The following is a 24,465-nucleotide window of genomic DNA, read 5'->3' as shown; positions in this document are numbered from 1 at the left end:
GCAGGGTCTCGGAATTTCGGTCTTGATCGTAACTCCGACCAAGCGCTCGTCCTGTGGGAGCGGCGTCCCCGCCGCGACCGGGCGCCCGTCGCGCCGAGGACGGCGCTCCCACGGCGGTGGACGGACTTATGATCAAGGCCGGAATTTCCGCAGCGAAGCGCTAGCGGCAGGGCTCCTTGCTCCAGTTCTCGTGCCCCCGCCCCGGCCAGCACTGCACTTGCTTGCCGGCCCATATGAGCTTCCAGTCGCTACCCTGGGGCTTGAATTCCAGGCGATGCCGCAGGCTGCGTACCGAGTCATCCGGCAGGTCCACCTGGGTGAACAGCACGACCTGCTGCATGGCGGTTTCGCTCAACAGCTCCGGCTCTTGGGAATAGTTGCCTTCTTTGGGGTCGCTGTCGCCATACAGGCTCTTCGCCAGCGCCATGGGGTCGGCGCCGACGATGTTGCCGCCGGGCAGCGGGACGGTCTCGAAGGGGGCGCGGCCCGGATCGGTCTCCAGGGTCTCGTCGTCGGCGTTCTCGGGCGTGGCGCCGCAGCCGGCGAGCAGCGCGGCGCTCAGGCACGATGCACACAGCAGTTGGGCGGGCAGTGGCAGGGAAGGTTTGCCATCACGCATGGCGGCGTTCTCCATTTGGGTCCTGGCCGCGGATGATACCGCAGCATCCAAAGCCGGCCGACCGATGTCCACCCTGATGTCCACTTGCCGCGCCAAGGCCAGCGCCCCGCTTGATGGCGAAGGCTCAGCAGGCCGCCGCGCTGTACTCGCTCTTGGAGCCGGTGAGGTCCCACGCGAAGGTGCAGTCCAGGTGCGAGAGCACGGAGATCAGCCCGCTCTCGCCGTCCTCCACCATCACGGCGATAGGCGCGCGCTTGCCGAACTGCCTGTTGCCACGCTTGACCCATAGGTCGCGCATTTCGGGATTGCGCGGGAAGTAGGTGTGCAGCGCGTCCTCGATGCGCAACAGGTACGCGACACGGCGGTCCACGGTGGTGTCCGCCGGGAATGCCTCCTCCTCACGGAAACGGGCGATGTTGCGCGCCTTGACGTTGGCCGGCAGTTGCAGCAGCCGGATCATGTCCTGCGCGCCGAGGTTCCAGCTTTCCAGCATGCCCATGACGCGGCGAGTCATGGCGAGGCGATCTTCTGCATTGAGCTCAGACATACGCGGTAGCACCTTGGGTTGCAAACGTTTGAGCGGCGCGGCGGATGCTGCCGGCAACGCCCGGTGATCATAGAGTGCAGGCTTAAAACCTAGTATGCAACCCGGAAATGAGGGTAGAAAGACTTTCACGGTCTCGCGGCGGCGTCCAGCGGACACGCAACCCCGGACTGGGCACGGGTGCGGGCGCATCGGCCGCCCGGATCAGCCGCTCGGGTCCAGCCGCGTCGCGTCCAGACCGATGCCGATGGGTCCGCGCGGCAGCACCAGTTCGACCCGCTCGCCGTCACGGACCACGGTTACGTTGACCAGTTCGCCGCGTTCCCCGGCGCTAGTGGCGGCACGTAGGTCCTGGAAGTCCAACACGGGCTGGTCGCCGTAACGCTCGATGACGTCGCCGGGCAGCAGACCACTCTCCTCGCCAGCGGAGCCGGGCAGCACCGACTCCACGGCCACCCGATTCGACTGGCCGGTCTGATAGAGGTACCGGTCGTAGGCGTCGACGCCGATTTCGTCCTCGATGGAGACGCGCTGCCCGTTCAGCCGCCGCAGCTCGTCGCGGTAGCGGGCGCTGCCGAGCCAGCCGTTGCGGGCGGCCTCGTCGCGCAGCTCGAGCCGGGCCAGGGAGAGCTGGGACTCGCGCCAGATGATGTCATCGGCCACCTCCGGCGCGACGCCCACGCTGACCAGCGACTCGCGCTGCTGCGCCGGCGTCGACGGCCGATTGCGCTGCGCCGCGCCATCGGCATCGTCCTCGGCTTCGGGCTTACGGCGCTCAATCGTGGCGACGCGCTGGCGCAGCGCCGCCAGCTCCGACTGCATGCGGCCCCAACCAGCCGTCAGCTCATCGACGCGTGCCTTCAGCGCGTCGGTAACCTCGGGCGACACGCTGGGAGGCGCGGCGACGGGCGGCTCGGGCTCGGCGGGCGGCGGCTCGGGCTCTACGGTGGTCACCGTGGCGACGCTGGCGGGGGCCTCCGGCGCGGGCTGTGACCCTGGCGACGGCGCCGCCTGCTCGGCGGTCACGGGCTCGGGCGGCGGGTTGTGCCGCAGCACGTCGGGGAAGACCGTCGCGCCGGTGAGCAGGCCGGCAAAGAAGGTCGCGGTGGCGGTAAGGATCAGTCGTGTGCGTTGATGCATCTCTGGGTCTGCGTCTGCTGCCGCGGAAACGTCCGGCGAGGCGTACCCCTTAGGCTGCCGCTCGACGCGCCCGTTCCGCAACCCCGGCCCTCACCGCGCCGCGCCTGAGCGCGACAGATCGTCAGCGCGCCGCGGCGCCATGGCAAAAGCAGCCGGTTCGAAACCGCCGAAGGCGCGCCGGTAGCCGTCGCGCTTGCGCAGGATAGTGAGCCAGCTCAGGCCCGCCCGGGCGCCCTCCAGGATCAGCAGCTCGAACAACCGGCGCTCGTCATACAGCGGCACGCCCCACTGGTCGTCGTGGTAGGCAACGTAGAGCGGATCCGTGCCGCACCAGGGGCAGCGAACCGGGGGAGCGCATGCGGTCATGACCCTGCCCCGTGGGTTGCTCAGGCCGGTAGCCGGTCGAGCAGCATCTCCAGCGTCCGGCCGATGCCGGCGAAGAGGTCCGGGTCGGCGGCGCGCATCTCCGCGGCGGTCTGCACGTACCGGGCCGGCACGATCTCGTCCGCGCAGTGCCGGCAAATGGCCGTAACGCTCTCCGGGGTGGACTCCAGGTGGAACTGCAGGCCCAACACGCGGCCATCGACCAGGAAGGCCTGGTTCACGCAGCCCTCGCTCTGCGCCAGGTGCACGGCACCGGCGGGCAGGTCGAACGTGTCCCCATGCCAGTGGAACACCGGCAGCGTAGGCGGCAGGCCATCGCAGAGGTCCAGGGCCCGCGCCTCATCGGTGAGCTGCACCGGAAACCAGCCGATCTCCTTGTGGGCGTTGCGATAAACCCGCGCGTTCAGGGCCGCGGCGATGAGTTGCGCGCCCAGACAAACGCCGATGACGGACTTGCCCACGGCCACCGCCTGGGCGATGAAAGCCCGCTCGTCCGCTAGCCAGGGATAGTCATCCGTATCGCCGACGCTCATCGGGCCACCCATGACGATGAGCCGGTCGAAGTCGGTCAGCCCCGGCAGCGAGTCACCGGCATAGAGATGACTGACAGCAAGCGAGTGGCCCCGCCGCCCGGCCCAATCCGCGATTGCAGCCGGGCCTTCGAAAGGAACGTGCTGTAGGACTTGGATATGCATCGGCTAACTCGCTGCCGTAATCAGCCAGCCGCCGCCAGCGCTTGCTCCAGATCCGCGATGATGTCGTCGATGTGCTCGAGGCCGATGGAAAGCCGCACCAGGTCCTCCGACACGCCGGCGCTGGCGAGCTCGTCCGGGCCGAGCTGGCGGTGGGTCGTGGTGGCCGGGTGGCAGGCGAGGGTCTTGGCGTCGCCGATGTTCACCAGCCGCACGGCGAGCTTGAGCGCATCGATGAACTTGGCACCGGCCGCGCGGCCGCCCTTGATGCCGAAGGACAGGATGGAGCTGGCCTTGGCGCCGTCCATGTACTTCTGCACCAGAGGATAATCGGGGCTGTCCGGCAGGCCGGCGTAGCGCACCCATTCCACCATGTCGTGGGCCTTGAGGTACTCGGCAACGGCGACAGCGTTCTCGCAGTGGCGATCCATGCGCACGGGCAGGGTCTCGATGCCCTGCAGGATCAGGAAGCTGTTGAAGGGCGAGATGGCGCTTCCCATGTTGCGCAGCGGCACGACGCGAGCACGCCCGATGTAAGCGGCGGGGCCGAGGGCCTCCGTGTAGACCACGCCGTGGTAGGACACGTCCGGCTCATTCAGCATCGGGAAGCGCTCCGCGTGCTCCGCCCACGGAAACTTGCCGGAGTCCACCAGCGCGCCGGCGATGGTCGTCCCATGGCCGCCCATGTACTTGGTCAGCGCATGCACGACGATGTCGCAACCGTGCTCGAAGGGACGGCACAGGTACGGGGTCGGCACCGTGTTGTCGACGATGACCGGCACGCCGTGGCTGTGCGCCATGTCGGCGATGGCAGCAAGATCCGCTACGTTCCCCGCCGGGTTGCCGATGGACTCGCAGAACACCGCCTTGGTCTTGGCGTCGATGCTGGCCTCCATGGCCGCGATGTCGTTGGGCGCGACCATGCGCACGTGGATGCCGAGCCGCGGCAGGGTGTGCGCGAACAGGTTGTAGGTACCGCCGTAGAGGGTGGTGGTGGCGACGATGTTGTCGCCGGCCTGGGCGATGGTGAAGAGGGCATAGGTGATGGCCGACATGCCCGAGGCGAGTGCCAGGGCGCCGATGCCGCCCTCGAGGGCCGCGACGCGCTGCTCCAGCACGTCGCTGGTGGGATTCATCATTCGGGTATAGATGTTGCCCGCCACCTTGAGGTCGAACAGGTCTGCGCCGTGCTGGGTATCGTCGAAGGCGTAACTGGTGGTCTGGTAGATGGGCGTGGCCACCGACTTGGTGGTGGGGTCCGGCTGAAAGCCGGCGTGGATGGCCTTGGTCTCGATCTTCATGCTCCACTCCTCGTTCTCATGTTGGTTGTTCGTGCCCGCCTGCCCGGCAGCCGCGCCGTCCACCGGCGCGCAGCGGCCGCTTAGCATAGCGCAAGGCGGCCGCCCCCTTGGCGGAACCGCGTGCACGGGGCACTGTGCTAGATTCCGACGGGGGAAGGAGCGCCAAGGAGGGGGCCAGTGGGGATGGCGTCGAAGGGCACGCCGGGAGCGCTTCGGGAAACTCGTCTGGAGTAGCGGCCATGATCGACATCAAGCACAAAGACACGGGCGAGGTACTCGCCAGCATCGACGCGAGCTCGCTCGCCGGTGCCGACCTGCGCGACATGCGCCTCAACGGTGCCGACCTTTCGGGCGCAGACCTGAGCGGCGCCAACCTGGAGTTCAGCGATCTGGTCGGCGCCGACCTGTCCCGCGCCAACCTGCGCGGGGCGACCCTGCTGAGCGCACACCTGGATGACGCCAACCTCGCCGAGGCAGACCTCTCGCGCGTGCGTGCCGGCTCCGACCGGGCCGCCCTTGCGGCGGTAATGACCGGCGCCAACCTGCGCAGCGCCAACCTGGAAGGCGCGGACCTGCGCAACGCCGAGATTCGCGGCGCCAACCTGAAGCGGGCCAACCTGAGCTCCGCGGACATGCGCGGCACGGATTTTTCGCTCAGCAATCTCTGCAACGTATCGGCCGCCAAAGCGCTGTTCATCCACGCTAACCTGCGCGAGGCGAACCTGTGCTGCGCGGACCTGCGTGACTGTCACTTGAACGACGCCAACCTGGTGCGCGCGAGCATGCACGAGGCCAACCTCGGCAGCGCGCAGCCCGGCGGCTTCACGGTGGTGAACCTGGCCAACTTCGAGGGGGCGAACCTGCGCGACGCACGCTTCAGCAACGTCTCCGCCCAGGATGCCAACTTCCGCAACGCCAACCTCACCAACGTGGACTTCACCGATGCGGTGCTCGGCGGGGCCATCCTGCGCGGCGCCAACGTGGCGGGCGCCAACTTCCATGGCGTGGAACTAGCCAGCGTCACCATGGAGTTCGCCAATTTCTCGAAGGCGCTAAATGCCGAGATTCCGAGTTACAAGAAGAACCTGCGCTAGGACAGCCAAGAACCCAGCCGGGCGATTCTCACGCAACATCGACAACGGCCGTCGCCCGGGCCAGGCACCGTCGGTCGGGCTGAGCGATAGCGAAGCCCGACGCAGCCTCGGCCGATGGCGGGCGCCGCGTCGGGCTCCCTGGCGTCAGCCCGACCTACCGATCCCCACGCTTCAACACGCGGGGCCAGCCTTTGCGCGCCGGTTCGACGCACGCTCGTCGCGGTGGGGACGCCGCTCCCACGGTACCCGCGGGGGCATCGGGCTCACGGGCGAGGTCATGCCGGGCGTGGATGCGGCTTGGCGTCAGCGGGCGAGGCGGGTGATGCGCACCACCAGCGAAATCTGCCGCAGCCGGCGGATGATGGTGGCGAGGTGGGCGCGGCTCTGGACGTTGATGGTGAAGTCCAGGGTCGAGGTCATGCCGTCCTTCTCGCGGGAGTTCACGTACTCGATGTTGGAGCCCTGCTCGGCGATGGCCGCGGCGATGGTCGCCAGCGCACCGCGGCGGTTGCCGATCTCGACGCGGATCTCGGTGGCGAACTCGGCCTTCGGGTCGTCGGCCCACTCCACCTCCAGCCACTTGTCGCGCTTGGACTGGAACTCGCCTAAGTTGCGGCACTCGCAGCGGTGCACGACGATGCCCTTGCCGGGGCTGAAGAGCCCGGTGATGGCATCCCCGGGAATGGGCCGGCAACAGCGGGCGAGATTCACCACCATACCCTCGGTGCCGCGGATGGCGAGCCGCCGCGGGCTACCGTCCTCCGGCACTTGCGTCTCGGCATCGGACTTGTCGACCCCGGCGAGGCGGCGGGCCACCAACATCGGCAGCCGGTTGCCGAGGCCGATCTCGACGAACAGCGCCGCGCTCGACTCCAACTGCACCTCGCGGGCGTACACGGCGACAATGGACTCGCCGACGCCATCGACGTCCAGCCCGAAGCGGGCAAGCTCGGCATTCAGCATGCGCCGGCCGAGGGCCTCCGCCTCCTGCGCCTGGAGGTTCTTGAGGTAGCTGCGCACGTTGGCGCGCGCCTTGCCGGTGACCACGAAGTTGAGCCAGGCGGCGTTGGGCTTGGCGCCGGGGGCGTTGATGATCTCCACCGTCTGACCACTGTGCAGCACCGTGCGCAAGGGCGCGAGGCGCCGGTCGATACGCGCGGCGACGCAGGTGTTGCCGACGTCGGAGTGGATAGCGTAAGCGAAGTCCACGACGGTAGCGCCCTTCGGCAGCACCAGGATGCGTCCCTTGGGCGTGAACACGTAGACCTCGTCCGGAAAGAGGTCGATCTTGACGTGCTCCAGAAACTCCTGCGAGTCACCGGAGTCGCGCTGCATCTCCAGCAGGTTCTGCAGCCAGTCGTCGGCCAGCGCCTTGGCGCCCTCGCCCTCGGCGGCGTTCTTGTACAGCCAGTGGGCGGCGATGCCGGCGTCGGCAATGCGGTGCATGTCGCGGGTGCGGATTTGCACCTCGATGGGGGTGCCCTGCGGCCCCACCAGCACCGTGTGCAGTGACTGGTAGCCGTTGGACTTGGGAATGGCGATGTAGTCCTTGAACTTGCCCGGCACGGGCTTGTACATGCTGTGCACCTGCCCCAGCACCCGGTAGCAGTCGTCCACGCGCTCCACCACGACCCGGAACGCGAACACATCCACCATCTCTTTGAAGGAGCGCGATTTCTCGCGCATCTTGCGGTAGATGCTGAAGAGGTGCTTCTCGCGACCAGACACCTCGCCGTGGACGTCCTCCTGTTGCAGCCGGCGGCGCATCGCGGTCTCGACATTGGCCACCAGCTCGCGCTGATTCTGCCGGGCGCGGCACACGGCCACCTCCAGCACGTGGTGGCGCCAGGGCCAGAGGTGGCGAAAGCCCAGGTCCTCCAGCTGCAGCCGCAGGCTGTTGATGCCGAGCCGATTGGCGATGGGCGCGTAGATCTCCAGCGTCTCGCGGGAGATGCGCCGGCGCTTCTCCGGCGCCATCACACCGAGGGTGCGCATGTTGTGCAGCCGGTCGGCGAGCTTGATGAGGATGACCCGGATATCGCGGGTCATGGCCAGCATCATCTTGCGGAAGTTGGCCGCCTGGGCCTCGGCGCGGGACGGGAAGTCGATCTGGGTCAGCTTGCTGACGCCGTCCACCAGCTCGGCCACCTCGTCGTCGAACAGCGCCGCCAGCTCGGACTTGGGCTTGGCCGTGTCCTCCAGCACGTCGTGCAGCAGGGCCGCCACCAGGCACTTGTGATCCATTCGCAGCTCGGCGAGGATCCGCGCCACTGCAATGGGGTGGTAGATGTAGGGCTCGCCGGACTGGCGCTGCTGGCCGGCATGCGCCTCGGCACCGTAGAGGTAGGCGCGGTAGACCTCGGAGACCTGGTCCGGCGGCAGGTAGGCGTCGAGATCCGCGCACAGATCGCTGATCAGGTAGCGGGGCTTGCCGGCGGGCTGCTGTCCGACGCCCTGGACGGCGCGGCCACCGCCCTTGGCGGTGGACTTGCCTGCCCGCTTCTCGGGACCTTTTTCCAGCTCGTTGTCCGGCGCCCGGTCCGGCGCCCGGTCCGGCTCCTTGTCCGGCCTCATGGCCTGCGCCTCCTGCGCGCCGACCGGTGCATTGCCGGCACCGGCCGCCGCCGCGCGCTCCTTCGCTTCGACCGCCCGTGCGGCGTCCTGCAGGTGCGCGGCGGGCGTGTTCATGGCGCGCCCCCCAACCACGCGATGCGCTGCGCCAGGGCGTTGGGCCGGGCCCATGGCACTGCTGCGTTTGCGCGTGTCGCTTGCATGGGGGCGATCACCCGGACGGATGTCCGTCAGGCGGACTCGTCCTCGTCACCGTCGCGCATGCCGAGCTCCTCGGCCAGCGCCTTCTCCAGCGCCTCGGCGGCGTCTGCAGCGGCGCGGTCGGCCTCGGCCAGGGTCTCGGGCTTCACCACGCCGTCGGCGATCTCGCGCAGCGCCATGACCGTGGGCTTGTCGTTCTGCCACGGCAGCATGGGCTCCACGCCGTTGGCGAGCTGGCGGGCGCGCTTCGAGGCGATGAGGACGAGATCGAAGCGGTTGTCGATGTGTTCGAGGCAGTCCTCGACGGTGATGCGGGCCATGCGGGCTCTCCTGGGGGAACGGGGCGCGGCGATGGTGAGGCCAACGCCGTGGCTGTATTCACGTGGCTGACGATCGTCGTGCTCATGCCCCGGCACGTGCCGGAGCGAATGGCGCGCGCATGGGCTCAAGCGGATGCGAGCCGAGGCGGCCATGCAGACGGATGTGCGGAACGACCCTTCACGATACCAGAAATGCGCACGCGTAGCCGCGCGCACAAGTGGTCGGGGCCGCTGCCCCAGGGGCGACCTGGGGCCAATCCGGGATCACGAGGGAGCCACGCTGGGGCCAACCGGGGCTGACAGTCACGGAGCCGGACGCTTGCCGGCACATGCGGCTGGCGGCAGCGGACTCTGCGCCGCAGCGTGCCGCGAAACGGGTGTGTCAGTCCGCGGCCAGCATTGCGTCCAGCACCGCGGCGTGGCGCCGCGCCTGGCGCGACTCGCGCAGGCGCTCGGCGGCGACGATGGCGCGCAGCTCGTCGAGGGCGACGCCGAAGTCGTCATTCACCACCAGGTAGTCGTACTCGCCGTGGTGGCTCAGCTCGTCGCGGGCCTGGGCCATGCGCGCGGCTATGATGTCATCGCTGTCCTTGCCGCGGCCGCGCAGCCGCTCCTCCAGCGCCTGCAGGGACGGCGGGGCGATGAAGACGCTGATGGCCTCCGAAAAGCGCCCGCGCACCTGCCGCGCGCCCTGCCAGTCGATCTCCAGCAGGAGGTCGGCACCGGCATCGAGACCCGCGCGCAGCGTCTTCGCCGCGGTGCCGTAGGCATTGCCGAAGACACGCGCGTATTCGACGAACTCGCCGGCCTGCACCATGCGCTCGAACGTGGCGGCATCGACGAAGTGGTAATGCACCCCGTCCTGCTCGCCCTCCCGCGGCGGGCGGGTGGTGTAGGACACGGAAAGATGCAGCGACGGCTCCACCTCCAGCAGGGCCTTCACCAGGCTGGTCTTGCCGGCGCCGGACGGGGCGGAGACGACGAACAGCAGTCCCTGATCCGCGGGCGCATGGTCCGCGGCTGCGGTGCGTGCTTCGGTTTGCGGCATTCCCATCACTCCAGGTTCTGCACCTGCTCGCGCATCTGCTCCACGAGCACCTTCATGTCCACCGCGGCATGGGTGGTCTCGGCATCGGCGGACTTCGAGCTCAGCGTGTTGGCCTCGCGGTTGAGCTCCTGCATCAGGAAGTCCAGGCGGCGGCCGACGGGCGCGTCGTCGTCCAGCGCCTTGCGCACCTCGTCCAGATGCACGGCGAGCCGGTCCATCTCTTCGTCCACGTCGAGGCGCTGCGCCAGGAGCGCCATCTCCTGCTCCAGGCGGTTCGGGTCCAGCTCGCCCTGCACCTCCGACAGCCGCTCGCGAATGCGTGTGCGCACCGCCGCCAAGACCTGCGGCATGCGTGCGCGAACGGCATCCACCTGCAAGGCGAGCTTGTCGCAGCGCTCCAGGATCAACTCGCGCAGGCGTGCCCCCTCACGCTCGCGCGCCGCCACCAGCGCGTCCAGAGTCCGCTCCAGCAGCGCGAGCGCGGCGGCACCGATGGCGTCCACGTCCTGCCCGGGCTCCTCCAGCAGGCCGGGCCAGCGCATCAGGTCGAACACGTGCGGCGTCGCGGGCTCACCGATGCGCGTCGCGACCTCGTCGGCGGCGGCGAGCAACTGTTCCAGCAGCCGCCGGTTGACCTTGAGCGAGCCCGTGCTGTCCTGCCCGGGCACGAAGCGCAGCGTACAGTCCACCTTGCCGCGCCCGAGCCTTGCCGCCAGGCGCTCGCGCACCGGTGTCTCCAGCCCGCGCAGATCGTCCGGCAGGCGCAGGTGCGGATCGAGAAAGCGGTGATTCACCGAGCGCACCTCCCACGTGAGCTGTCCCACGTCGGCGTGCTCGGTCTCGCGGGCAAAGGCTGTCATGCTGCGGGTCATGGGCGCATCTCCATGGTTGGCTGGCCGGCACGATGCCACGGGGGCGCGGCGCCGACCGCGACTCGCTATCATACCGGGCCGAGGCCCCGGCTTGCCGGCCCGGCTTGCCGTCTCCCGCGCCGTCGACCCAGTCGAAACCACAAGTCCAACACACGAGTCACATGGCACGCGCCCGCGACAGTCTCGAACCCGGCACCATGCTGGACTGCTACCGCATCGTCGACACCATCGGCAAGGGCGGCTTCAGCCTGATCTACCTGGCCGAGGACGAGGAGACGGGCGATGAGGTGGTCATCAAGGAGTTCATGCCCAAGCGCCTTGCCCGCCGCCACGACGACGGGCGCCTGGTGCCGGTGGACAGCAAGCAGCGCGAGTCGCTCTACCGCAGCCGGCGACTGTTCTTCCAGGAGGCCAAGGTGATGGCCTCGCTGCAGCATCCGCACATCGTCGCGGTGCTGAACATGTTCATGCGCAACGACACCGGCTACATCGTCATGCAGCACGAGCGCGGCCGGAACCTGGGGCAGTTCGTGCACGACCGCGGCGGCGAGCTCAGCACCACGCTGCTGATGCGCATTTTCATCCCGCTGCTGGACGCGCTGAACACCATGCACGCCCGCGCGATGCTGCATCTGGACGTGAAACCGGGCAACATTCACCTCCGCAACGGCCACGACCCGCTGTTGCTGGACCTGGGCGCGGCCCAGGTGCTGACCGTGGGCGGCAGCACCGCGAGCCACGTCATCACCGCGGGCTACTCGCCGCCGGAGCAATATCGGCACGGCGGCAAGATCGGCCCATGGACGGATGTCTACGCCGTGGGCGCCTCGCTGCGCTGCTGCATGGAGGGCAGGACACCGCAGCCGGCCCCCGACCGCCTCACCGAAGACAAGGTGGTGCCGGCGGCCGAGCAGTTCGCCGACCTTTATCCGCACTGGCTGTTGGAGATCACCGACCGATCCATGTTGCTGAACCCCAATCAGCGCCCCCGCGACGCGGGCGAGATGCTCGAGATCATGCAGCGCAACGCACACCCGGGCATGCGCGTCGCCTGACGACGCTGCCGACCGATGCCGATGCCCGCGAGAGGCGCTGGCGCACACCGCGCGCCGGCCCGCACCCAACGCACAATCCAGCGATCACCCGAGACCAGAGGAACCAGCCATGCGCCCTTCCCTGCGTGCGCCCGACGAGCTCCGCCCGGTGCGCCTGACCCGCGGCTTCACCCGGCACGCGGCGGGCTCCGTGCTGGCGGAATTCGGCGACACCCGCGTGCTGTGCACCGCAAGCATCGATGAGCGCGTGCCACCCTTCCTGCGCGGCATGGGGCAAGGCTGGGTGACCGCGGAATACGGCATGCTGCCGGGCGCCACGCACGAGCGCACCTCGCGCGAGGCGGCGCGCGGCAAGCAGAGCGGCCGCACGCTGGAGATCCAGCGCCTGGTGGGCCGCTCGCTGCGCGCCGCGATGGATCTGCCGGCCCTCGGCGAGCGCACCGTCACGCTGGACTGCGACGTGCTCCAGGCCGACGGCGGCACGCGCACCGCCGCCATCACCGGCGCCTGGGTCGCCCTGCACGATGCCCTGGTGCACCTGCGCGACGACGGCCGCCTCGAAGGCTGGCCGCTGCAGACCCAGGTGGCCGCCGTGTCCGTCGGCGTCTACCAGGGCACCCCGGTGCTGGACCTGGACTACGCGGAGGACAGCGCCGCCGAGACCGATATGAACGTGGTGATGAACGCCGCCGGCGGCCTCATCGAGGTGCAGGGCACCGCCGAGGGCGCCGCCTTCTCGCGCGCGGAGCTCGACGCCATGCTGGACCTCGCCGCCGCCGGCATCGAGCAGCTCGTGGCCGCGCAGACCCGAGCCCTCAACCCCTGACCACGTCGTTTCACCACCTCGCCGCAGCGGCCCAGCAACGGAATCGCCCCATGACTCACGCCAAGCCCACCCGCATCGTGCTCGCCAGCAACAACCCCGGCAAGCTGCGGGAGATCGACCAGCTCCTCGCCGGCGCCGGCATGCACGTGGAGCCGCAGCGCAGCTTCGACATCGGCGAGGCCGAGGAGACGGGCCTGAGCTTCGTCGAGAATGCCATCCTGAAGGCACGCCACGCCGCCGCCGGCAGCGGGCTTCCGGCCATCGCCGACGATTCCGGCATCGAGGTGGACGCCCTCGACGGCGCCCCCGGCATCTACTCCGCCCGCTACGCCGGCCCGGGCGCCGACGACGCCGCCAACATCGACAGGCTGCTCATGGACCTCCGGGACGTGCCGGAGGCCGAGCGCACGGCGCGCTACCAGTGCGTCATGGTCTATCTGCGCCACCCGGTAGATCCGACCCCGTTGGTCTGCGTCGGCACCTGGGAAGGCCGCATCCTGCGCGAGCCCCGCGGCAGCAACGGCTTCGGCTACGACCCCTTGTTCTACGTGCCCACCCACGGTTGCAGCGCCGCGGAGCTCGACCCGGACACCAAGAACGCCCTGAGCCACCGCGGCCAGGCGCTGCGCGAGCTGGTGGCCCGGCTGACGGCCCCGCGCGCCTGAGGCGGGCACGCGCACATGAGCACCGACCTCGAGCAAGCCATCGCCGACAACCTCGCCCGGGTGCGCGAGCGCATCGCCGCCGCCGAGGCCCGCTATGGCCGCCCGCCCGGCAGCGTCGCGCTCCTTGCGGTGAGCAAGGTGCAGGGCGCCGAGCGCGTCGCCGCGGCCTATGCCGCGGGTCAGACCGCCTTCGGCGAGAGCTACGTGCAAGAAGCCCTCGACAAGCAGGCCGCGCTGGCGGCGCTGCCGCTCGAATGGCACTTCGTCGGCCGAATTCAAACCAACAAGACCCGCGACATCGCCGCCCACTTCGACTGGGTGCACGGGCTCTGCGAGCTCAAGCACGCCCGCCGGCTCGGCGCCCAGCGCCCGGCCACGGCCGTCCCCTTGCCCGTCTGCATCCAGGTCAACTTGAGCGGCGAGGCGAGCAAGGCCGGCGTCGAGCCCGCCGCCCTCGGCGAGCTCATCGACGCCTGCCGCGCTGTCGCCGGCATCACCGTGCAGGGCCTGATGACCCTGCCGGCACCGGCCGACGACCTTGCGGAACAGCGCCGTCCGTTCGCGGACCTGCGGGCGCTGCGCGACCGGCTCGCGACGCCCGTGCAGCCGCTGGCGACGCTGTCCATGGGGATGACCGCGGATCTGGAAGCGGCGGTGGCCGAGGGCGCTACAATGGTGCGGATCGGCACCGCCGTCTTCGGCCCGCGTCCAAACATGCAGCGGCGCTGACGGCGAACAACAGGCAAGATCGCCGGCCTCGGGATCATTGCCCCGCAACAGCCACTGGAGCCACGCACACCATGCCTTTGAGTCAGACCCGCATCGCCTTCATCGGTGGCGGCAACATGGCCCGCAGCCTCATCGCCGGACTCGTCGCCGACGGCCATGCACCGGCGGCGCTGACGGTCAGCGACCCGGTCGCCGAGGTGCGCGCCCGCCTCGCCAAGACCTACGACGTGCACACCACGGACAGCAATGCCGAGGCGGTCGCCGCCGCCGAGGTCTTGGTCCTCGCAGTCAAGCCGCAGGTGGCGCCGGCCGTCTGCCGGTCACTGGCCGCGCACCTGCCGCGGCCGGCACCGCTCATCGTCTCGGTCATGGCCGGCGTGACCGAGGCGTCCATCTGCGCCTGGCTCGGCGCCGAGACGCCGCTCGTGCGCACCATGCCGAACACGCCGATGCTGGTGCAGTCCGGTGCCATCGGCCTGCACGCCAATGCCGCCACGACGCCTGAGCAGCGCAACCTGGCGGAGGAAATCCTCCGCGCCGGCGGCCTCACGCGCTGGGTGAGCACGGAGCCACAGCTGGATGCGGTCACGGCCGTCTCCGGCAGCGGCCCCGCCTATTTCTTCCTGCTGATGGAAGCGCTGGAGGATGCCGCCGTCGCCGAAGGGCTCGATGCCGAGGCGGCGCGCCTGCTGAGTATCCAGACCGCCCTCGGCGCCGCCCGCATGGCCATGGAGAGCGACGAGTCGCCACAGCAGCTGCGCGAGCGCGTCACCTCCCCCGGCGGCACCACCGAGCGCGCGCTGGCCGTGCTCACCGAGGGCGGGGTCGAGAACCTCGTCGCGCGCGCCGTGGCCGCAGCCCGTGCCCGCGCCGAGGAGCTGTCGCAACTGCTTGGAGCCGATGCATGACCGAGGCCTACTTCACCAACCCACTCATCTTCCTGATCAAGACCCTGTTCGGGCTGTACATCACCCTGGTCGTGATCCGCTTCCTGCTGCAATGGGCGCGGGCGGACTTCTACAACCCCATCTCGCAGTTCGTTGTGAAGCTCACTTCCCCGGTGCTGCGCCCGCTGCGCAAGGTGATCCCGGGCTTCCGCGGGCTGGACATCGCCTCGCTGGTGCTCGCCTGGCTGCTCCAGGCGCTGGAGCTGATGCTGCTGGCCATGCTGTTCGGGCTCGGCCTCAGACCCCTGGCGGCCCTGGCCTGGGCAATTCCGGCCCTGTTCGGACTGGTCATCAGCATCTTCCTGTTCGCCATCCTGATCCGCGTGATCCTGAGCTGGGTGAGCCCCGATCCCTACAACCCCGCCATCGACCTGCTGAACCGCCTCACCGATCCCATCCTGGTCCCGGCGCAGCGGCTGCTGCCCCCCATCAGCGGCATCGACCTGTCGCCGATGGTGGCCATGGTCGGCCTGGTGCTGCTGCAGATGCTGCTGCTGCCGCCGCTGCGGGCGCTCACCGGCAGCCCGTTCTGACGGCCGGGCGCCCGGACCGCGTCGCGATCATGACCGCGTCGCGATCATGAGCTGGTACACCTGGCAGGGAGAGACACTTCGGCTCGCGCTGCGCGTACAGCCGCGCGCGCGCGAGGACGCCTTCGGGGAGCCGCTCGGCGACGAGCTGCGGGTGCGGATCAAGGCACCGCCCGTGGACGGCAAGGCCAACGCGCGCCTCATCCAATTCCTCGCCCGTGCCTTCGCGGTGCCGAAACAGCGCGTGCGGCTGGAGCGCGGCACCCAGGGCCGCTCCAAGGTGATCCTGATCGATGCGCCCGTCGTGTTGCCGGCCCCTTTGGCCGAATCCAGCAACCGCTCACGGGACAGCGTCTAGACGCCCGTTACAATGTACTTGGTGGAGTGTCCGCGGGACGCCCCGTAATGCCACCCGAGAATGCCACCTCGGCGGCAGCACCGGTGCATGCGCCTCGCGCGCCCCCCGCCAGCAACACGCGGCGTCGACGGAGACCGGCCCGATGCACTCGGGACCCTACAGCACAGAACATGCCACGCTCAAAGAGCACTTGGCCGTGCATGGCAAGTGGCGCTCGCGGGCCGTGCGCGCCGTGCACGACCTGCGCGGCTGGCTGCGTGGCGCGGGTGCCGGCACCGCGGAGACGGATGCGCGGCTGGCCCGCGCGCTGGCCGCCATCGAGACCGACCAGCTCACCGTCGTGGTGGCGGGCGCCGCGCAGCGCGGCAAGACCGAGCTCATCAACGCCCTGTTCTTCGCCGAGTTCGGCCGGCGGCTGCTGCCCGTCAAGGCCGCGGCCGACGGTTGCCCGCTGGAGATTCAGTGGCAGCCGGGCGACGGCGACGCCTGTCTGCGACTGTTGCCCATCGAGTACCTGGCCAGTGCAGAGCCGCTGGAGGCGCTGAAGGCCACGCCGGCGCGCTGGGTGCGGCTGCCGCTGCACCCGCAGGAACCGGAGCAGATCAATGCCACCCTCGCCGAAATGTACCGCACCAAGCGGATCTCTCTCGCACGCGCCCGGCGCCTCGGGCTGCGCGTCGACGCGGCGACAGTGCAGGCCGGCACCTGCGAGGTGCCCTGCTGGCGCCACGCCCTGCTCAGCTTCCCGCACCCGCTGCTGAAGAAGGGGCTCGTGCTGCTGGACCTGCCCGGACTCACCGCCACCGAGCGTGATGGTGCCCTGCATCGCGAGTTACTGAGGCGCGCCGACGCGCTGCTCGTGACCATCGCGGCGGACCGCGGGGCCGAAGCGGCCGATCTGACCCTATGGCGCGAGCACCTGCGGCCCGCGGCCCAACCTCAGGCGGTGATCCTGGTGGCCCTGACCCGCGCAGACCTGCTCGGCGCCGACGACAACCTGCGCGGGGCCAAACTCGAGCGTCTGGCCCAGCGCACCGCCACCGCCCTGGCGGTGGATCGCGGCCAGGTGCACGCGGTCTCCGCACACGATGGGCTCGCTGCCAAGATCGCCGACAAGCCCGCGCGCCTGCGTGCCAGCGGCATCGACGCGCTGGAAGCCACGCTCGCCGAGGGGCTCATCACCGCGCGCCGCCGCGCCTGCCGCGCCGTGGTGGACGAGCGCATCGGCGGGCTTCTCGAGAACGCGGTGGAGAGCCTTGCCGCACGCTCGCGCGATACCGAGGTGCGCATTCACGAGTTGCTGACGCTGGATGTGCGCAGCGCGGAATTGGTGGCGCGCACGCTGGAGCGCACGCGCGACGACGAGCAGGCGTACCTGCACGGCGTGCAGATGGTGCAACGCGCCCAGCGGGCGCTGCACGCCCGCGTCGAGCACTGCTGCCGACTGCTCGAAGCCGACGCTTTCGAGCACCTGGCCAGACGAGGCCGGGCGCGGCTGCGCGCGAGTTGGAGCACCGGCGGCTTGCGCCGGACCATGCGCGCTATGTTCGACGAGCTGCGCTGCATCGTGGCGCGCGCCGGCACCGACGCCGCCGCCATCGCCAGCCAGACAGACGCCACCTATGCGCACCTCGGGCGCGAGCTGGGATTGACCCTGAACCCGCCGCCGCCTCTCTCACTCGCCAAGTACCGGCTCGAAATGGACCTGCTGCACGCCGAGGCGGTGCGTTTCGCCCAAGGCGGCGAGCTGCTGTTGACCCTGCAGACCGTCGCCATCCGCCGCTTCGAGCGCCGCCTGGTGCAGCGCGCGCGGGTCTTGTTCGAGCACCTGCGGGAAGACATTGACCGCTGGCTGGATGGCGCGCTCGCTCCGCTCGTCGCTGAGGTGGAGCACCGCAAGGCCAACGCCGAGCGGCGGCTGGCACGCTTTCAGCTCGTCAAGGCCACACGCGAGGAGGCCAGGGCGGAGCGTGCGGTCCTGCTGCGCGAGCGCGTCCACCTCGCCAAGCAGCTCACCCTGCTGCGCAACATCCGCAACGCGCTGGACTACGAGCCGAGCGTCCAGTCCGTGCGCGAGCGCACCCCCTATCTGGTCACCAGCGATGGAGAGCCGGTGCGCCGCTCCGGTTGATGCGCGTCCTCAGCCGGCAGCGAACAGCTGCCACAGCGCAAACCCGCCGAAGCCCATCACCAACATCCCAGCGCCACGGCGCAGCCATACCGCTTCCGTGTAACGGGCAGCAGCGCCGGCCAGTAGGGCGATGCCGAGCAGGTTCGGCAAGGTGCCGAGACCAAAGGCCAGCATCACCAGCGCCCCTTGCAGCGGGGAGCCCGTGCCCAGCGCGAGAATGAGGGCGCTGTACACCAGCCCGCAGGGCAACCACGCCCAGACCAGCCCGACGGCGACGGCCTGGACCCAGTTGCGGATGGGCAGCAGACGCCGGCCAACCGGCTCCAACCGGTGCCACAGGAGCCCACCCGCCCGCTCCACGAGGACGAGACCGCGCCACCAGCCACCGAGGTACAGGCCGAGCGCCACCATCACGACCGCGGCGACGGCGTAAAGCACCCGTTGCACCCAGTGCAGGGCCGGCGCCTGCACCAGCGCGGCCCCGAGGCCCCCGAACAGCGCACCGGCCAGGGTGTAGCCGGCCACCCGGCCCAGGTTGTAGCCGAGCTGAAGCGGCAGTAGTTCGACCATGTGGCGGCGACGCTCCGGCGCGATGCCCATGGTCAGCATGGAGACGATGCCGCCGCACATACCCACGCAGTGGACGCCGCCCAGCAGCCCGACGACAAAGGCGGTCAATAATGATGTGAGCATATCCGAGCAGCCTGCACGGGGTTAGCATAGGGTCGGCCGGGGTGGAAGCGGCACGCTCGGTGCCGCGACGGCGATAGTCGCCGGCCCGTCGTTCACGAAACGTGCATTTCGTGACAACATCGGTCAACCAGCGCGAGAGAGGCGTGCATGCAAGACTATCAGCGGGACTTCCTGCGCTTCGCCGTGGACACCGGGGTGCTGCGCTTTGGGCAGTTCACCCTCAAATCCGGCCGCCAGAGCCCCTATTTCTTCAATGCCGGGGCCTTCAGCACCGGACTCGGGCTGGCCCGGCTAGGACGCTTCTACGCCGCGGCGCTGATGCGCTCGGGGCTCGACGTGGACATGCTATTCGGGCCGGCCTACAAGGGTATACCCTTGGCCGCGTGCACCGCCATTGCGCTCGCGGAGCACCACGACCGTGACATGCCCTTTGCATTCAACCGCAAAGAGTCGAAAGACCATGGCGAGGGCGGCAGCCTGGTGGGCAGTGAGCTAAAAGGGCGGGTCCTGATCGTAGACGATGTCATCACCGCCGGCACCTCGGTGCGGGAGTCCGTCACGCTGATCCGCGGTGCCGGCGCCACCCCCGTGGGGGTGCTCATCGCTCTCGATCGCTGCGAGCGCGGCAGCGGCGCCGGGTCGGCCACGGCGGAAATCGCGGCGGAGCATGGCCTCGCCACCATCAGCATCGCCACCCTGCACGACCTCGTGGACTTCCTCAAAGGCCATGGCGTGTACGCGGACTTTCACCCTGCCCTTGCCGACTACCGCAGTCGCTATGGCGCCACGTGAGCCGCCAGCCCCGTGCGCGTGCCGCCCTGCGCTGCCGCCGGCAGGCACCGCGGCAGCACGAGCGTGAGCCCGGCGCAGCGACCCGACAGGGCGGAATGATGGCTCCAGCACCGGCACCGACACCGACACCGGCACGCTCACCGCCGAGCGCACGCGCGACATCGACCGAAACATGCGCCATATCGCAGCGGACGACCGCCCCTTCGCCTACATTTCTTTACAGTCGTCGCAACGGCCAAGCAGGCTGCCCCCCACGCATCGAAACGCCCAATGCACAAGATTCAGGTCTGCAAATATCCGCTCCGGCCCAGGGTCGCTTCCGGCAATTTCCCGCCGCGTATGCCGGCGCTCGTGTCGGCAGTGGCGTTACTGCTCGTGGCGGAGCTGCCGGCGCAAGCGGAGCAGTTCTACCGCTGGGTGGATGACCAGGGCAACATTCACTACTCCGATGTCATTCCGCCCACCGAGGTGGAAAAGGGCCACACCGAGCTCTCATCACAGGGGTTGCGGGTGCGCACCATACCGCCCGCGAAGACCCCGGAGCAGATCCAGCGCGAGCGCGAGCTCGAGCGCCTGCGCGCCCAGCAACAACGGATGCTCGAACAGCAGCGCGCCGACGACCGCGTGCTGCTCAACACCTTCCAGAGTGTCGATGACCTGATCATGACTCGCGACGGCAACCTGTCCGACATCGACACCATGATCAACTTCAAGAAGGGCAACATCCGCCGCCAGCAGGACTGGCTCACGAAGCTGCGCGCGGAGGCCGCAGACCTGGAGCGCAAGGGCAAGTTGGTCCCGGACCAGCTCAAGGCGCGCATCGCCAGCACGGAGCGCGCGATCGAGGAGGCGCTCGCGTCTATCGTGGAGCGCGAGCAGCAGAAGCAGGAGATCCGCAGAAAGTTCGATCGGGACCTCAGGCGCCTGCGCCAACTCAAGAACCTGCCCGCGACGGCGGTGCCCGCGGAGGCCGTTGCGGCGCGCACGCCGACGCTGGAAAACCTCGTGGAGTGTGTCGGACGCGCCGAGTGCGACCGACTCTGGCAACGCGCCCTCTCCTACGTGAAGCGCTCCGCCACGATGCCGATCGAATCCCTCGGCACGGACGTCGCCATGACAGAGCCGCCGAAGGGGCGGGAGGACATCTCGCTCACGGTCTCGCGCATCTGGCACAAGAACGGCGAGGCGGCCTCGATCTTTCTCGACGTGCAATGCCGCAGCTATGCGCCCGGACAGGAGGACACCTGCCGCACCGACGCCAGGTCGCAGGTGCTGCGGGGCTTCCGCAGTGCGCTGGAGCAGGACGACATGAGCACCGAGGGCACCGCATCCATGGGCATGCGCACCGCCGCCGATCGTCCTCCCGTCAACGGCGGCTGATCTTGGTGCCGACGCCCTCGTCGGTGAACAGATCCAGCAGAACGGCGTGCTCGACGCGCCCGTCCAGGATGTGCGCGGCACGCACGCCGGCCTTGACCGCATCGACGGCGCAACGCACCTTGGGCAACATGCCACCGCGGATGACACCGTCGCGAACCATGGTATCCACGCGCGCCAGGTCCAGCTCGCGCACCAGGCCGCCGTCGGCGTCGAGCAGGCCCGCAGTATTGGTGAGCAGGATCAGCTTTTCCGCGTGCAGCACCTCCGCCACCTTGCCCGCCACCAGGTCGGCATTGATGTTGTAGGAGAAGCCATCGGCACCGACGCCGATGGGGGCGATGACCGGAATGAAGTTGCCTCGCACGAGCATGTTGACGACGCCGACGTCGATGCTCTCCACCTCCCCCACGTGACCGAGATCGATGATCTCGGATGCAGACAGCTCGGGCGCGTCCCGCCGCAACACAAGCTTGCGCGCCCGAATGAGGTCCCCGTCCTTGCCGGTGAGCCCGACGGCCGAGCCGCCGTGGCGATTGATCAGGTTCACGATCTCCTTGTTGACCAGACCGCCGAGTACCATCTCCACCACGTCCATGGTCTCGCTGTCGGTGACGCGCATACCGTCGACGAACTCGCTCGCCTTGCCCAGACGCTCCAGCAGCGCACCGATCTGCGGCCCTCCGCCGTGCACCAGTACCGGGTTCAGCCCCACCAGTTTCATGAGGACGATGTCGCGAGCGAAGCCATCCTTCAGCCGCTGCTCCACCATGGCGTTACCACCGTACTTGATGACCATCGTCTTGCCGGCGAAGCGCCGGATATAGGGCAGGGCCTCGGTCAGGACACGGGCGATGTTGCGGGCACGATCGTCGTGCAGGGACATGCGTCGATCTCCGGTGGGGCTGCCAGGGCAGCCGGGACGGGGCTGATTAGAAGGGCAGGTTCAGGTTCGGCGCCACCAGGTCCATCATGCGCCGGTACAAGTCCTGGATCTTGTCCAGCGCCGTCTGGTCATCCGCCTCGAAGCGGAACACCAGGCCCGGGCGGGTGTTGGAGGAGCGGATCAAGCCCCACCCCTGGTCGAACTCGGCGCGCAGGCCGTCGATGGTATTGACCTCGACGCCGTCGAGTCGATCCGCCATCGCCAGCACGGACTGCATGATGCCCGCGTCTTCACCGGGCGCCAGCGGCACGAACAGCTCGGGCGTGCAGATGCCGACGGGGAAATCGTCGAACACTTCCGTGGTCGAGCGTGGGTCCAGTGCCAGAACCTCCAGCAGCCGGGCGCCGGCGTAGAAGGCGTCGTCGAATCCATTCCAGCGCTCGCCAAAGACGATGTGGCCGGTCAGCTCGCCGCCGAGCGGCGCCCCCAGCTCGCGTACCTTCTGTTTCAGGAAGCTGTGTCCGGACTTCCACATCACCGGACGGCCACCGCTTTGCAGCACCGAGGCGCCGACGCGGTGGCTGGACTTGACGTCATAGACGATGTCGCTGCCGGGGGCACGTGCCAGGACATCCGCAGCCAGCAGCATCAGCACCCGATCGGCGGCGATGAACTTGCCGGCGGAGTCGACGACCCCGAGGCGGTCGCCGTCCGCATCGAAGGCGAGCCCGAGATCGGCGCCGGCGCCGATCACGGCATCGCCTAGGGCATAGAGGTTCTTCGGCTGCGACGGATCCAACGTGCGTTGATCGGCCTGGTCCGGGTCGAGGTCGCAGTCGAGCTCGGTGATCTCGCAATCGAGCGCCCGGTAGAGCATCGGCGCGAGCTTGCACGCCGTCGCAAAGCCGCAGTCCAGTACTAGCTTCATAGGCCGGGCAAGGGTGATATCGTCGCGGATCGCGGCCACGTAGTCGTCGGTGTAATCGAGCGCGGTGCACCGCCCCTCACCGCGCTCGAAGTCGCCGCGCAGGATACGTTCACGCAGCCCTTGGATCTGCTCTTCGTTGGCCGCGCGACCGCCGAGGACCACCTTGAGGCCGTTGTACTCGGGCGGATTGTGGCTCGCGGTCACAATGGCCGCGCTGGCCGCCCCACGGACACAGGCCGCGTGGTAGGCAAGCGGCGTCGGCGCAATGCCGAGGTCCAGGACATCGCAACCGCTCTCGCATAGCCCGGCCACCAGGGCCGCGGCGAAACCACCACCCGAGGGGCGCTGATCCCGGGCAACGACGCAGGTGCGCTGGCCCTGCGCGGCCGCCTCGCTGCCCACGGCCCGACCGAGCAGGCGCATTACCTCGTCGGTCAGTTGCGAGCCCAATAGGCCGCGGATGTCGTAGGCGCGGAAGATGTCGGCGGGGACCTTTGCCTGCCGCTCCTGGCTCGTCGCCAGGCCTGCCGAAGTCGCTGCCGCCGCGCGATCGCCACTGGCTGTCCCTCCATCGGGCTGCGAGGACGCCGGCAGCTCCAGATCGAGCCCGACGTCGAGGTCCGGCTCGGCCTCGTCGTCCTGCGCATCACCCGCGAGTGCGGCGAGCTCCGCGGCGGACTTCGGCGTCACCGACCGCACCGGGCTCAGCTCCCGCAAGCGCCGGCGCAGCGCGTCGGTCGCCACGACCAGCTCCCGCACCCGGCCGCGCGTGCTGCGCAGCGCGCGCTGCGCAACCGCGTCCTCGGCCAAGGCGACCATGCTCGCCAAGTCTGCCCGCACACCGCGGCGCAGCTGGCGATACGGCATGCCGAGCGCGACGCCGAGCAGTGCCAGTGTCAGTACATACAACCCTGCCAGCAACGGCAGCAGACCACCCGAGAAGAGTCCGGGCGGACTTGCCCAGGCCAACAGATCCAGCCGCGTGTCGGCAATGGGCAGGCGCACCGACGGTGCGCCAACCGGGACGGGCTTGGCATCGGCCGGCTGCACCGGGACGATGTCGTCGCCGACCCGCTGACGGAACACGAAGTTGCTTTGCGTACCGGCGCCCGACCTGGTGCCGGGCAGCAGGCTCAGCGGCAGCTCGATGTGGACGACGCCGAGCACCTCACCGTCCTTGCCGTCGGTGATGGGGCCGGCGATGGCCAGGTGCTCGTCCGGCTGGCGCACACGATGGGCCTCCATCGGCGCGATCCGATCGCCATCCCTGACCCGCTGCACCATGTCGAGCCCGGCAAAGCTCAGCCGCTGCGACGCGCTGCCACCAGCCGCGATCTCCTCGTTGGTGAAGACCATCACGGCGAGTGCGCCCGGCACCAGCAGTTCGAGCTCCGCCTCCTTGTCGCGCAGGACGTCGGCACGCCCGTTCAGCAAGGCCGCGCGTAGTCCAGGGTCATTGCGCCAACGCTGCAGTTGACCGCGTACCGCGGCGACGCGATTGCTCGTCTCCTGCACGAGCGTGCCGGAGTACCCGCGCAGGTAGTGCTCGATCATGCGCGAATCGTTGGCACCGAAAATGACGGCAGCACCGATCAGCGCCAGCAGCAGCACCAGGGCGGCGGCCAGGTAGGCAATCCACCAATAGGTGCCGACACCGAAGCCGTCGACGCTGTCGGGGACGGCGAGCCCCTCCTCCGCGTAGGCACCCTTGGACCCATTCCAAAGCATGTCAGCCGCGCCCTCCATGCGAAGACAGCGCCAC

24 protein-coding genes are annotated in these 24,465 nt (G+C 69.2%); 11 read left to right on the top strand and 13 right to left on the bottom strand.

What is annotated here, in order from left to right; genetic code table 11:
• Positions 1-160: 160 nt before the first annotated feature.
• The 6 genes from LJE69_RS11715 to LJE69_RS11690 form a co-directional block, all read right to left on the bottom strand.
• Positions 161-619, bottom strand: a complete 459-nt coding sequence (locus tag LJE69_RS11715; RefSeq protein ID WP_296925159.1) for a hypothetical protein — start codon at positions 617-619, stop codon at positions 161-163.
• Positions 620-743: 124 nt separating this feature from the next.
• Positions 744-1,166, bottom strand: a complete 423-nt coding sequence (locus LJE69_RS11710; RefSeq protein ID WP_296925157.1) for a DUF2384 domain-containing protein — start codon at positions 1,164-1,166, stop codon at positions 744-746.
• A 201-nt stretch (positions 1,167-1,367) separates the two neighbouring features.
• Complete coding sequence (locus tag LJE69_RS11705) at positions 1,368-2,303, bottom strand: PDZ domain-containing protein (protein ID WP_296925155.1); 936 nt, start codon at positions 2,301-2,303, stop codon at positions 1,368-1,370.
• Between the two features lie 90 nt (positions 2,304-2,393).
• Positions 2,394-2,669 carry a DNA-3-methyladenine glycosylase I gene (locus LJE69_RS11700; protein WP_367114669.1) on the bottom strand — a complete coding sequence of 92 codons (276 nt, stop codon included), beginning with the start codon at positions 2,667-2,669 and terminating at the stop codon, positions 2,394-2,396.
• 20 nt (positions 2,670-2,689) lie between these two features.
• Positions 2,690-3,382, bottom strand: a complete 693-nt coding sequence (locus LJE69_RS11695; protein ID WP_296925153.1) for a type 1 glutamine amidotransferase — start codon at positions 3,380-3,382, stop codon at positions 2,690-2,692.
• A 20-nt stretch (positions 3,383-3,402) separates the two neighbouring features.
• On the bottom strand, positions 3,403-4,680 hold the full coding sequence (locus tag LJE69_RS11690) for an aminotransferase class I/II-fold pyridoxal phosphate-dependent enzyme (RefSeq protein WP_296925152.1): 1,278 nt from the start codon (positions 4,678-4,680) through the stop codon (positions 3,403-3,405).
• A 239-nt stretch (positions 4,681-4,919) separates the two neighbouring features.
• On the opposite strand from LJE69_RS11690, the gene LJE69_RS11685 reads away from it, so the two are divergent.
• Positions 4,920-5,774 (top strand): pentapeptide repeat-containing protein, encoded by an 855-nt coding sequence (locus LJE69_RS11685; protein ID WP_296925150.1) that lies wholly within the window; start codon positions 4,920-4,922, stop codon positions 5,772-5,774.
• Between the two features lie 303 nt (positions 5,775-6,077).
• Here the strand turns inward: LJE69_RS11685 and LJE69_RS11680 are convergent, their stop codons facing one another.
• The 4 genes from LJE69_RS11680 to LJE69_RS11665 all read right to left on the bottom strand — a co-directional run bounded on the left by LJE69_RS11680 (position 6,078) and on the right by LJE69_RS11665 (position 10,786).
• Entirely contained in the window at positions 6,078-8,462 is a 2,385-nt protein-coding gene (locus LJE69_RS11680) for a bifunctional (p)ppGpp synthetase/guanosine-3',5'-bis(diphosphate) 3'-pyrophosphohydrolase (protein WP_296925148.1), read from the bottom strand.
• A gap of 113 nt (positions 8,463-8,575) precedes the next feature.
• On the bottom strand, positions 8,576-8,866 hold the full coding sequence (gene rpoZ / locus LJE69_RS11675) for a DNA-directed RNA polymerase subunit omega (RefSeq protein ID WP_296925146.1): 291 nt from the start codon (positions 8,864-8,866) through the stop codon (positions 8,576-8,578).
• Between the two features lie 382 nt (positions 8,867-9,248).
• Positions 9,249-9,914, bottom strand: a complete 666-nt coding sequence (gene gmk / locus LJE69_RS11670) for a guanylate kinase (RefSeq protein ID WP_296925144.1) — start codon at positions 9,912-9,914, stop codon at positions 9,249-9,251.
• A gap of 5 nt (positions 9,915-9,919) precedes the next feature.
• Entirely contained in the window at positions 9,920-10,786 is an 867-nt protein-coding gene (locus LJE69_RS11665) for a YicC/YloC family endoribonuclease (RefSeq protein WP_296925143.1), read from the bottom strand.
• Between the two features lie 161 nt (positions 10,787-10,947).
• Between LJE69_RS11665 and LJE69_RS11660 the strand changes: the two genes are divergently transcribed.
• From LJE69_RS11660 to LJE69_RS11625, 8 genes are all read left to right on the top strand, one after another.
• On the top strand, positions 10,948-11,841 hold the full coding sequence (locus tag LJE69_RS11660) for a serine/threonine-protein kinase (protein ID WP_296925140.1): 894 nt from the start codon (positions 10,948-10,950) through the stop codon (positions 11,839-11,841).
• 109 nt (positions 11,842-11,950) lie between these two features.
• Positions 11,951-12,667 (top strand): ribonuclease PH, encoded by a 717-nt coding sequence (gene rph, locus LJE69_RS11655; protein ID WP_296925139.1) that lies wholly within the window; start codon positions 11,951-11,953, stop codon positions 12,665-12,667.
• Positions 12,668-12,717: 50 nt separating this feature from the next.
• Complete coding sequence (gene rdgB, locus LJE69_RS11650; RefSeq protein ID WP_296925137.1) at positions 12,718-13,332, top strand: RdgB/HAM1 family non-canonical purine NTP pyrophosphatase; 615 nt, start codon at positions 12,718-12,720, stop codon at positions 13,330-13,332.
• A 15-nt stretch (positions 13,333-13,347) separates the two neighbouring features.
• Positions 13,348-14,061 carry a YggS family pyridoxal phosphate-dependent enzyme gene (locus LJE69_RS11645; RefSeq protein WP_296925136.1) on the top strand — a complete coding sequence of 238 codons (714 nt, stop codon included), beginning with the start codon at positions 13,348-13,350 and terminating at the stop codon, positions 14,059-14,061.
• Positions 14,062-14,138: 77 nt separating this feature from the next.
• Positions 14,139-14,969, top strand: a complete 831-nt coding sequence (gene proC / locus LJE69_RS11640) for a pyrroline-5-carboxylate reductase (protein ID WP_296925166.1) — start codon at positions 14,139-14,141, stop codon at positions 14,967-14,969.
• Positions 14,966-15,541, top strand: coding sequence for a YggT family protein (locus tag LJE69_RS11635; RefSeq protein ID WP_296925134.1), 576 nt, complete (start codon positions 14,966-14,968; stop codon positions 15,539-15,541). Before proC ends, LJE69_RS11635 begins: the two co-directional genes overlap by 4 nt.
• Before the next feature lie 46 nt (positions 15,542-15,587).
• Positions 15,588-15,896 carry a DUF167 family protein gene (locus LJE69_RS11630; protein ID WP_296925132.1) on the top strand — a complete coding sequence of 103 codons (309 nt, stop codon included), beginning with the start codon at positions 15,588-15,590 and terminating at the stop codon, positions 15,894-15,896.
• Between the two features lie 142 nt (positions 15,897-16,038).
• Positions 16,039-18,027: a dynamin family protein gene (locus tag LJE69_RS11625; RefSeq protein ID WP_296925130.1), complete on the top strand. Its 1,989-nt coding sequence runs from the start codon at positions 16,039-16,041 to the stop codon at positions 18,025-18,027.
• Between the two features lie 9 nt (positions 18,028-18,036).
• Here LJE69_RS11625 and LJE69_RS11620 read toward each other — a convergent pair whose 3' ends face one another.
• Positions 18,037-18,720, bottom strand: a complete 684-nt coding sequence (locus LJE69_RS11620; RefSeq protein ID WP_296925128.1) for a sulfite exporter TauE/SafE family protein — start codon at positions 18,718-18,720, stop codon at positions 18,037-18,039.
• Positions 18,721-18,867: 147 nt separating this feature from the next.
• Here LJE69_RS11620 and pyrE point away from each other — a divergent pair, with 147 nt between their 5' ends.
• Together pyrE and LJE69_RS11610 are read left to right on the top strand one after the other, a co-directional pair.
• Complete coding sequence (gene pyrE / locus LJE69_RS11615) at positions 18,868-19,512, top strand: orotate phosphoribosyltransferase (protein WP_296925126.1); 645 nt, start codon at positions 18,868-18,870, stop codon at positions 19,510-19,512.
• A gap of 270 nt (positions 19,513-19,782) precedes the next feature.
• A complete protein-coding gene (locus LJE69_RS11610) occupies positions 19,783-20,892 on the top strand; it encodes a DUF4124 domain-containing protein (protein ID WP_296925124.1) in 1,110 nt (369 codons plus the stop codon).
• Here LJE69_RS11610 and argB read toward each other — a convergent pair.
• Both argB and LJE69_RS11600 read right to left on the bottom strand, forming a co-directional pair.
• Positions 20,879-21,775 carry an acetylglutamate kinase gene (gene argB, locus LJE69_RS11605; protein WP_296925122.1) on the bottom strand — a complete coding sequence of 299 codons (897 nt, stop codon included), beginning with the start codon at positions 21,773-21,775 and terminating at the stop codon, positions 20,879-20,881. The genes LJE69_RS11610 and argB overlap by 14 nt on opposite strands.
• A 46-nt stretch (positions 21,776-21,821) precedes the next feature.
• On the bottom strand, positions 21,822-24,431 hold the full coding sequence (locus LJE69_RS11600) for a phosphomannomutase/phosphoglucomutase (RefSeq protein WP_296925119.1): 2,610 nt from the start codon (positions 24,429-24,431) through the stop codon (positions 21,822-21,824).
• Positions 24,432-24,465: the final 34 nt, after the last annotated feature.

The sequence above is a fragment of the Thiohalocapsa sp. genome (assembly GCF_022340605.1).
Classification (GTDB): domain Bacteria; phylum Pseudomonadota; class Gammaproteobacteria; order Chromatiales; family Chromatiaceae; genus Thiohalocapsa.
This window is presented reverse-complemented; position numbering and strand designations above follow the sequence as displayed.

What these genes read in the sequence shown, in the direction of transcription:
- LJE69_RS11660 (WP_296925140.1), top strand. Translation starts at nt 10,948, where the DNA reads ATGGCACGCGCCCGCGACAGTCTCGAACCCGGCACCATGCTGGACTGC.
- rph (WP_296925139.1), top strand. Translation starts at nt 11,951, where the DNA reads ATGCGCCCTTCCCTGCGTGCGCCCGACGAGCTCCGCCCGGTGCGCCTG.
- LJE69_RS11680 (WP_296925148.1), bottom strand. Translation starts at nt 8,462, where the DNA reads ATGAACACGCCCGCCGCGCACCTGCAGGACGCCGCACGGGCGGTCGAA.
- pyrE (WP_296925126.1), top strand. Translation starts at nt 18,868, where the DNA reads ATGCAAGACTATCAGCGGGACTTCCTGCGCTTCGCCGTGGACACCGGG.
- gmk (WP_296925144.1), bottom strand. Translation starts at nt 9,914, where the DNA reads ATGCCGCAAACCGAAGCACGCACCGCAGCCGCGGACCATGCGCCCGCG.
- LJE69_RS11625 (WP_296925130.1), top strand. Translation starts at nt 16,039, where the DNA reads ATGCACTCGGGACCCTACAGCACAGAACATGCCACGCTCAAAGAGCAC.
- LJE69_RS11645 (WP_296925136.1), top strand. Translation starts at nt 13,348, where the DNA reads ATGAGCACCGACCTCGAGCAAGCCATCGCCGACAACCTCGCCCGGGTG.
- LJE69_RS11715 (WP_296925159.1), bottom strand. Translation starts at nt 619, where the DNA reads ATGCGTGATGGCAAACCTTCCCTGCCACTGCCCGCCCAACTGCTGTGT.
- rpoZ (WP_296925146.1), bottom strand. Translation starts at nt 8,866, where the DNA reads ATGGCCCGCATCACCGTCGAGGACTGCCTCGAACACATCGACAACCGC.
- argB (WP_296925122.1), bottom strand. Translation starts at nt 21,775, where the DNA reads ATGTCCCTGCACGACGATCGTGCCCGCAACATCGCCCGTGTCCTGACC.
- LJE69_RS11635 (WP_296925134.1), top strand. Translation starts at nt 14,966, where the DNA reads ATGACCGAGGCCTACTTCACCAACCCACTCATCTTCCTGATCAAGACC.
- LJE69_RS11690 (WP_296925152.1), bottom strand. Translation starts at nt 4,680, where the DNA reads ATGAAGATCGAGACCAAGGCCATCCACGCCGGCTTTCAGCCGGACCCC.
- LJE69_RS11685 (WP_296925150.1), top strand. Translation starts at nt 4,920, where the DNA reads ATGATCGACATCAAGCACAAAGACACGGGCGAGGTACTCGCCAGCATC.
- LJE69_RS11700 (WP_367114669.1), bottom strand. Translation starts at nt 2,669, where the DNA reads ATGACCGCATGCGCTCCCCCGGTTCGCTGCCCCTGGTGCGGCACGGAT.
- LJE69_RS11705 (WP_296925155.1), bottom strand. Translation starts at nt 2,303, where the DNA reads ATGCATCAACGCACACGACTGATCCTTACCGCCACCGCGACCTTCTTT.
- LJE69_RS11620 (WP_296925128.1), bottom strand. Translation starts at nt 18,720, where the DNA reads ATGCTCACATCATTATTGACCGCCTTTGTCGTCGGGCTGCTGGGCGGC.
- LJE69_RS11610 (WP_296925124.1), top strand. Translation starts at nt 19,783, where the DNA reads ATGCACAAGATTCAGGTCTGCAAATATCCGCTCCGGCCCAGGGTCGCT.
- LJE69_RS11710 (WP_296925157.1), bottom strand. Translation starts at nt 1,166, where the DNA reads ATGTCTGAGCTCAATGCAGAAGATCGCCTCGCCATGACTCGCCGCGTC.
- LJE69_RS11630 (WP_296925132.1), top strand. Translation starts at nt 15,588, where the DNA reads ATGAGCTGGTACACCTGGCAGGGAGAGACACTTCGGCTCGCGCTGCGC.
- LJE69_RS11600 (WP_296925119.1), bottom strand. Translation starts at nt 24,431, where the DNA reads ATGCTTTGGAATGGGTCCAAGGGTGCCTACGCGGAGGAGGGGCTCGCC.
- LJE69_RS11695 (WP_296925153.1), bottom strand. Translation starts at nt 3,382, where the DNA reads ATGCATATCCAAGTCCTACAGCACGTTCCTTTCGAAGGCCCGGCTGCA.
- rdgB (WP_296925137.1), top strand. Translation starts at nt 12,718, where the DNA reads ATGACTCACGCCAAGCCCACCCGCATCGTGCTCGCCAGCAACAACCCC.
- LJE69_RS11665 (WP_296925143.1), bottom strand. Translation starts at nt 10,786, where the DNA reads ATGACCCGCAGCATGACAGCCTTTGCCCGCGAGACCGAGCACGCCGAC.